Here is a 6,947-nt window from a genome sequence, read left to right as displayed (position 1 = left end):
GGAACCTCGAACCTGCCGAAACAGGCCGGGGTATCAACATATCTGGCGTTGACTTTTGGCACGCTGTTGAGTTCTCAAGGAACGGACGCTTCCTTTGTACTCACCCGCAGAACATTGTCTGAGGCTTTCCTCCGGGCGCTTCCCTTCGGTCTTGCGTTTCCGACTCTATCAGACTCTTTCGTGTCCGATTCCCCGTCGGAGCGGGGTTCGCTTTCCGGCCTTTCGGCTTTCCGGCGGTTCCGACTCTATCAGATCCTTTCGGGCCTGACCCCCAGTCAGCGGGTTTTGTCTTTCCGGCTGTTGGGCCGTTCCGACGCTCAAACTCTAGCGGATTTCTCAGGCGACTCATAATCGAGTCTTCGAAATGAATTTCGGCATGCCGAAATTCATTCCCGGCTGGGAGATCGTGCTGAGTTTGGTTGCCGCATTCGCGGCGGGAGTGGCTGCCGCAGAACCGTTCCGGCTCCGTGACAACTCGAAGAACCTTACGTACCGGTGAAGGGTGTGTCAACTGCGCCCCACCCGCCGTTCACCCAGTCGCTAGTCCAGGTCGGTGAGGCGGCCGCCGGCGTCCGGCTGGGCGTGTTCCACGCGGCGCAGGACGCGGATCAGGAGCTCGCCGAGCACGCCCCGCTCCTCCGCCGAGAGGTCCTGGAGCAGGTCCTCCTCGAAGTGCGTCGCCATGCGCATCGCCTCGAGCCACTTCGTACGGCCCTCGTCCGTCAGTTCCACGATCACCCGCACCCGGTTGTTCTCGTCGCGGTCGCGGGTGACCAGGCCCTCGCCCGCCATGCGGTCGATGCGGTGGGTCATCGCGGCCGGAGTGAGGCCGAGCCGCTTGGCGAGCTCACCCGGGCCCATTCGGTACGGGGAGCCCGCGAGCACCAGGGTCTTCAGAACCTCCCACTCGGCATTGCTGATGCCGAGGGCGGCGACCTGGCGGCCGTACGCCACGTTCATCCGGCGGTTGAGCCGGCCGAGTGCCGAGACGACCTTCTCGACCTGGGGATCCAGATCGCCGAACTCTCGCTGATAGGCGGCGATCTGCTCGTCGAGGCTGGGCTCCTGGAGACCGGAGCCGGGCGACTCGGGGCCCTCAGGGGTCGCGGTAGGCATGCGCCGAAGTATCGCACGGTGCCCGTTGGCGTTGAAGTCCTTCGCTGTGTATTGTTGAGGTTCTAACTTTAGTGTTGAAGTCTTCAGGCTTCAGTCCTTCAAGACCACGAGTGGGTGAGTGTGACCAGGGCGGCGGGCGCGGCGATGCGCCGGATTCAGGCGGGGAACGCGCTGAGCGCGTTCGGACTCGGCTTCACGGTTCCGTATCTGTACGTCTATGTGGCGCAGGTGCGGGATCTGGGCGCGGCGACGGCCGGTGCCGTCCTCGCGGTCTTTGCGATGGCCGCGCTCGTCGCTCTGCCCTTCACCGGGCGGATCATCGACCGCCGCGGGCCGCTGCCCGTGCTGACTGGGGCCGCGCTGCTGGCCTCCGCCGGCGCGGCGAGCATGGGGCTGGCGAACAGTGCGTTGACCGTCGTGCTGTCCGCCGCGCTGCTGGGCGCCGGTACGGCCGTGATGCAGCCGGCGCTCGCGACGATGATCGTCTGGTGCTCGAACACCTCGACCCGTACACGCGCCTTCGCCATGCAGTTCTTCCTGCAGAACCTGGGGCTCGGCATCGGCGGTCTGATCGGCGGGCACATCGTCGACGAAAGCCGGCCGGGCAGCTTCACCCTGCTGTTCGGCATCGAGGCCGTGATGTTCCTGGTGCTCGCGGGGATCGTGCTGAGTGTGCGACTGCCGCGCTCGTTCTCGCTCCAGGAGGCGCGGCCCGAGAACACCGAGGCCAAGGCCAAGGGCGGGATACGCGCGCTGCTCGGCCACCGGGCCATGGTGCAGCTGTGCGTGCTCGGGTTCGTCCTCTTCTTCGCCTGCTACGGACAGTTCGAGTCGGGCCTGGCCGCATACGGCACCGAGGCCGCCGGGATCGAGCCCGCGACTCTCGGGACGGCGCTGGCCGCCAACACCGCGGTAATCGTGGTCGCGCAGTTCGTGGTGCTGAAGTTCGTCGAGCGCCGCAGGCGCAGCCGGGTGATCGCCACCGTCGGGCTGATCTGGGCCCTCGCCTGGGTCACGGCGGGATACGCGGGGCTCGGGCACGGCAGCCAGGCGATGGCGACGGCCGCGTTCGTATCCGCGTACGGCATGTTCGGGCTCGGTGAGGCGATGCTGTCGCCGACCGTCGCGCCGCTTGTCGCCGATCTGGCGCCGGAGTCGATGGTCGGGCAGTACAACGCCGCTTTCGCGCTGGTCAAGCAGCTCGCGCTGGCGGTCGGACCGGCCGTGGGCGGGCCGATGGGGGCCGCGCTGCACGGGCCTTACGTCGTGACCTTCGTGCTCTTCTCACTCGGCATCACTGCGCTGGCGCTGCGGCTGGGCAAGCAGCTCACGCCCGTACAGAACCAGCCGCATCTCGCGTCGAAGTCGCGCGTGGTGGCTCAGCACAAGCCGTCCGAGCAGCTGGAGGCCGCTGCCTAGGCCTGCGCGGTCCGCCGGCCAACCAGTCCGCCGATCCAGCTGTCCGTCGGCCGCTCCGCGGGCTAAGCGGGCAGGGCGAACTCGCACCAGACCGCTTTACCGCCGCCCGGCGTGCGGCGGCTCCCCCAGGACGAGGCGATCGTCGCGACGATGGAAATCCCGCGGCCCGCCTCGTCCTCCGTTTCCGCGCGGCGGCGGCGCGGCAGATGGTCGTCGCCGTCCGTCACCTCGATGATCAGGCGGCGGTCGGTGCGGCGGAGTCTGAGGCGCATGGGCGGGGTGCCGTGCTGGAGGGAGTTGGCGACCAGTTCGCTGGCGGCCAGTACGCCCAGGTCGTGGAGCTCGGACGAGAAGCGCCAGGAGGCCAGCACTCCGGAGGCGAAAGCGCGGGCGCGCGGGGCCGCCTCGACTCCGCCGAGCAGGTCGAGGGCGGCGTTGTGGAAGAGCTCGGCCGCCGGGCCGGTACGCGTGGGGTGCTGGACGACCAGTACGGCCACGTCGTCGTCGTGTTCGGCGGTGACTCCCAGGGAGCGGATCAGCCGGTCGCAGACGACCTGCGGAGTGCCGGTCGCCCCGGAGAGCGCGCGCTCGAGCGCGGCGACCCCTTCGTCGATGTCCTCGCCGCGCCGCTCGATCAGGCCGTCCGTATAAAGGACAGCGCTGGAGCCCGGCGGGAGGGCGATGGTGCCCGAGGTGTGCAGCCAGCCGCCGGTGCCGAGCGGGGGGCCTGTCGGTTCCTCTGCGCGGCGGACCGTGCCGTCCTCGTGGCGGACCAGGACCGGGAGGTGGCCCGCCGAGGCATAGACGAGCCGGCCTTCGTTGGGGTCGTGGACGGCGTAGACGCAGGTGGCGATCTGGCTGGCGTCGATCTCGGCGGCGAGGCCGTCGAGCAGCTGGAGCACCTCGTGCGGAGGCAGGTCGAGGCGGGCGTAGGCCCGTACGGCGGTGCGGAGCTGGCCCATGACGGCGGCCGCGCGCACACCGCGCCCCATGACGTCGCCGATGACGAGCGCGGTGCGGCCGGCGCCGAGGGTGATCACGTCGTACCAGTCGCCGCCGACCGCGGCGTCCGTGCCGCCAGGCTGGTACGTGGCGGCGATGCACAGATCGTCGGGCTGCTCCAGCTCCTGCGGGAGCAGAGACCGCTGGAGGGTGACCGCGGTCTCGCGGTGGCGCCGCTCGCTGGCGCGCAGCCGTTCGGCGGCCTCCGCATGGTCGGTGACGTCGGCGGCGAAGACGAGGACTCCCCCGCCGTCCTTGAGGCTCTCGGCGGGCAGGCAGGTGACGGTGTACGAGCCTTGGCCGCGGACCTTGCGGGATTTGACCGTACGGGGCTTGCCGCTGCGCAGCACCTGGTCCATGAGCGGGAGCAGGCCCAGCTCGGTGAGCTCGGGGCAGGTGTCGGCGGCGGTCGCGCCGACCGGGCGGGGGCCGAAGGCTGCGGCGTAGGCGTCGTTGACGTACGCGATGCGGTGCTCGGGTCCATATACGAGGACGACCAGGGCGGGGAGACGGCCGAGGATCTGCTGGACGGAGAAGTCCTCGAGGGCGGGGACGTCGGGCAGGGGCTCCGGCTGGTGCTCGTACTCGCCGCGGGCCGCAGGCACGGAGCCTTCCCCTCGCTGTGCCGGGGAGACCGCGTGGTCGGTCCCCCGCGCTTCGGCGCGACGCTGCGTACCGGGGAGCCTTGGGCTCCAACGCGTGAAGTTCACTGACTTTCTAGCCTCAATGCTTGTCGCCAAGGGTCACTCTGTGCAGGTGTGAGCCCACCTATGGTCACACGTCCAGTGTGACCGACCGGACTGACAGCCGTCGCTGTCCCAGCCTTGTCTAGGTTCCTCCGGGGCCGCTGTGCGGCCCGTCCTTCGGTGCGCCATGGGGGCCGTGTCCCGGGCGTTTGCCGCCTGCGGCGAGTTCGAATTCGGCGCGCGGGTGTTCCAGCGAGCCGAGGGAGACGATCTCGCGTTTGAAGAGCCCGGAGAGGGTCCACTCGGCGAGGACACGGGCCTTGCGGTTGAAGGTGGGAACCCGGCTGAGGTGGTAGACGCGGTGCATCAGCCAGGCGGGATAGCCCTTGAGCTTACGGCCGTAGACATGGGCGACGCCCCTGTGGAGGCCGAGGGAGGCAACTGATCCGACGTACTTGTGTGCGTATTCCTTGAGGGGTTCGCCGCGCAGCGAGGCGACGATGTTCTCGGCGAGGACCTTGGTCTGGCGCACCGCGTGCTGGGCGTTGGGCGCGCACTCCTTGCCGGGCTCGTCGGAAGTGATGTCGGGGACGGCCGCGGTGTCGCCGGCCGACCAGGCGTGCTCGACACCGGCGACGGAGAGCCGGGCGGTGCAGGCGAGGCGGCCACGCTCATTGAGCGGCAGATCGGTGGCGGCGAGGAGCGGCGACGGCCTGACGCCCGCCGTCCACACCACGGTGCGCGTCGGGAAGCGGCTGCCGTCGCTGAGGACGGCCACGCGGTCCGCGCAGGAGTCCAGCCGGGTCTCGAGGCGTACGTCGATATTGCGGGCGCGCAGCTCGCGGATCGCGTACTTGCCCATCTCCTCGCCGACCTCGGGGAGGATGCGGTTGGTGGCCTCGACGAGGATCCATTTCAGGTCCTCGGGCTTGACGTTGTGGTAGTAGCGCGTGGCGTAGCGGGCCATGTCCTCCAGCTCGCCGAGTGCTTCGACGCCGGCGTAGCCGCCGCCGACAAAGACGAAGGTGAGGGCGGCGTCGCGGATCGCCGGGTCGCGGGTGGAGGAGGCGATGTCCATCTGCTCGATGACGTGGTTGCGCAGGCCGATGGCTTCCTCGACGGTCTTGAAGCCGATGGCGTAGTCGGCGAGGCCGGGGATCGGGAGGGTGCGGGAGATGGAGCCGGGTGCGATGACGAGTTCGTCGTACGTGATCTGCACGCCGCCCGTGCCCTCCTCTGCGGTGGCGAGAGTGATGACGGTCGCGGTGCGCTTGGCGTGGTCGACAGCCTTGGCCTCGCCGATGAGGATCTTGCATCTGTCGAGCACGAGGCGGAGAGGGACCACCACATGGCGTGGGGAGATGGAGCCGGCGGCCGCTTCCGGGAGGAAGGGCTGATACGTCATATAGGGGTCCGGCGTGACCACCACGATCTCCGCCTCGCCGCGCGCCAGCTCCTGCTTCAGTTGCTTCTGGAGGCGCAGCGCTGTGTACATCCCGACGTAGCCGCCGCCGACGACGAGAATGCGCGTGCCCGGCGGGGGGCCGGGGGTCGTCCCCCGGAAGTTAGCAGCCTTCACCATCCCATGACGCAACGGCCTCAGGCGTTTGTCCACAGCCCCGGCAAATTGTGTGACCGGAGGCTTTGAGCGACCCGGCCGGGGCCGAACCCCGAGTGTTGGGAAAGGTGCGCAGGTCAGGGGCTACGAGGGGGGTGGCGCAGGGGGGCGTAATCGGGAATCTTCCGGCCCTTGCTCCGATCGGGGGGCGCTCCGTGCGGAACTACCCTCTTCTGAATTGACCCTGGCTCAACTATGTTCGTACCTCGTCGGGGTGTCCGGTCGAGGCACGCCCGACAGACAGGGCGGGGAAGTCTCCGGGGGGAGACACCATGACCGGGGGAACGTGTATGACCATTCAGGATTCGCATTGGCAGGCTGCTGTTTCACCGGCTTCGGTCGCTGACGGGAACGGTGGCAACGGCGGTAATGGACGAGTGGGATCGGGCGGGGCCAGCCGCTCGGCACCACTTCGTGTGGACGCACAGCGCAATCTCGAGCATGTACTGCGGGCGGCTCGCGAGGTGTTCGGCGAGCTGGGCTACGGGGCGCCGATGGAGGACGTGGCGCGCCGGGCCAGAGTCGGAGTCGGGACCGTGTACCGGCGCTTCCCGAGCAAGGACGTTCTGGTGCGCCGGATAGCCGAGGAGGAGACCTCCCGGCTGACCGAGCAGGCGCGTACGGCTCTGGGGCAGGAGGAGGAGCCGTGGTCGGCGCTCTCCCGCTTCCTGCGTACGTCGGTGGCATCGGGTGCGGGCCGGCTGCTGCCGCCGCAGGTGCTGCGGGTGGGCGTGGACTCCGAGGAGCCGACGACGGCCGTCGTTGCGGGCGAGGCGCGGGTGCCGCACCAGCGGGTCGGCGCACCGGCCGAACTGCGGGTTGTCGAGCCGTCTCCGGTGCCCGCGGAGGAGCAGGACGACATGGCCGCGACGGACCTGCTCGATGTCGTGGGGCAACTGGTCGACCGGGCACGGGCGGCGGGTGAGCTGCGGGGCGATGTGACCGTGGCGGACGTTCTGCTGGTGATAGCCACGGCTGCGCCGGCGCTGCCGGACGCGGCGCAGCAGGCGGCGGCCTCGGCCCGGCTGCTGGACATTCTGCTGGAGGGGCTGCGGTCACGGTCCGCCTGATCGGCGCCGGCCGACGCCGACCGACGTCACCAACGG

The 6,947-nt window shown here is 69.5% G+C and carries 6 protein-coding genes; 3 read left to right on the top strand and 3 right to left on the bottom strand.

Annotation, left to right across the window (positions count from 1 at the left end; translation table 11 throughout):
- A partial coding sequence (locus AB0D12_RS20840; protein WP_362684645.1) for a hypothetical protein occupies nucleotides 1-351 on the top strand: 351 nt, incomplete at its 5' end.
- Between the two features lie 189 nt (nucleotides 352-540).
- Here AB0D12_RS20840 and AB0D12_RS20835 read toward each other — a convergent pair.
- Nucleotides 541-1,116, bottom strand: a complete 576-nt coding sequence (locus AB0D12_RS20835; protein WP_327324539.1) for a MarR family transcriptional regulator — start codon at nucleotides 1,114-1,116, stop codon at nucleotides 541-543.
- 144 nt (nucleotides 1,117-1,260) lie between these two features.
- On the opposite strand from AB0D12_RS20835, the gene AB0D12_RS20830 reads away from it, so the two are divergent.
- Complete coding sequence (locus AB0D12_RS20830) at nucleotides 1,261-2,535, top strand: MFS transporter (protein WP_362684696.1); 1,275 nt, start codon at nucleotides 1,261-1,263, stop codon at nucleotides 2,533-2,535.
- A gap of 62 nt (nucleotides 2,536-2,597) precedes the next feature.
- On the opposite strand, the gene AB0D12_RS20825 is transcribed toward AB0D12_RS20830, so the two are convergent.
- Nucleotides 2,598-4,247 (bottom strand): SpoIIE family protein phosphatase, encoded by a 1,650-nt coding sequence (locus AB0D12_RS20825; protein WP_362684642.1) that lies wholly within the window; start codon nucleotides 4,245-4,247, stop codon nucleotides 2,598-2,600.
- A 118-nt stretch (nucleotides 4,248-4,365) separates the two neighbouring features.
- Complete coding sequence (locus tag AB0D12_RS20820) at nucleotides 4,366-5,805, bottom strand: NAD(P)/FAD-dependent oxidoreductase (protein WP_362684639.1); 1,440 nt, start codon at nucleotides 5,803-5,805, stop codon at nucleotides 4,366-4,368.
- A gap of 326 nt (nucleotides 5,806-6,131) precedes the next feature.
- Here AB0D12_RS20820 and AB0D12_RS20815 point away from each other — a divergent pair, with 326 nt between their 5' ends.
- A complete protein-coding gene (locus AB0D12_RS20815) occupies nucleotides 6,132-6,911 on the top strand; it encodes a helix-turn-helix domain-containing protein (protein WP_362684636.1) in 780 nt (259 codons plus the stop codon).
- Nucleotides 6,912-6,947: the final 36 nt, after the last annotated feature.

This window comes from Streptomyces sp. NPDC048479, from assembly GCF_040651435.1.
Taxonomy (GTDB): domain Bacteria; phylum Actinomycetota; class Actinomycetes; order Streptomycetales; family Streptomycetaceae; genus Streptomyces.
The sequence above is the reverse complement of the archived record's forward strand: the minus strand, read 5'-3'. Positions and strand labels throughout refer to the sequence as shown.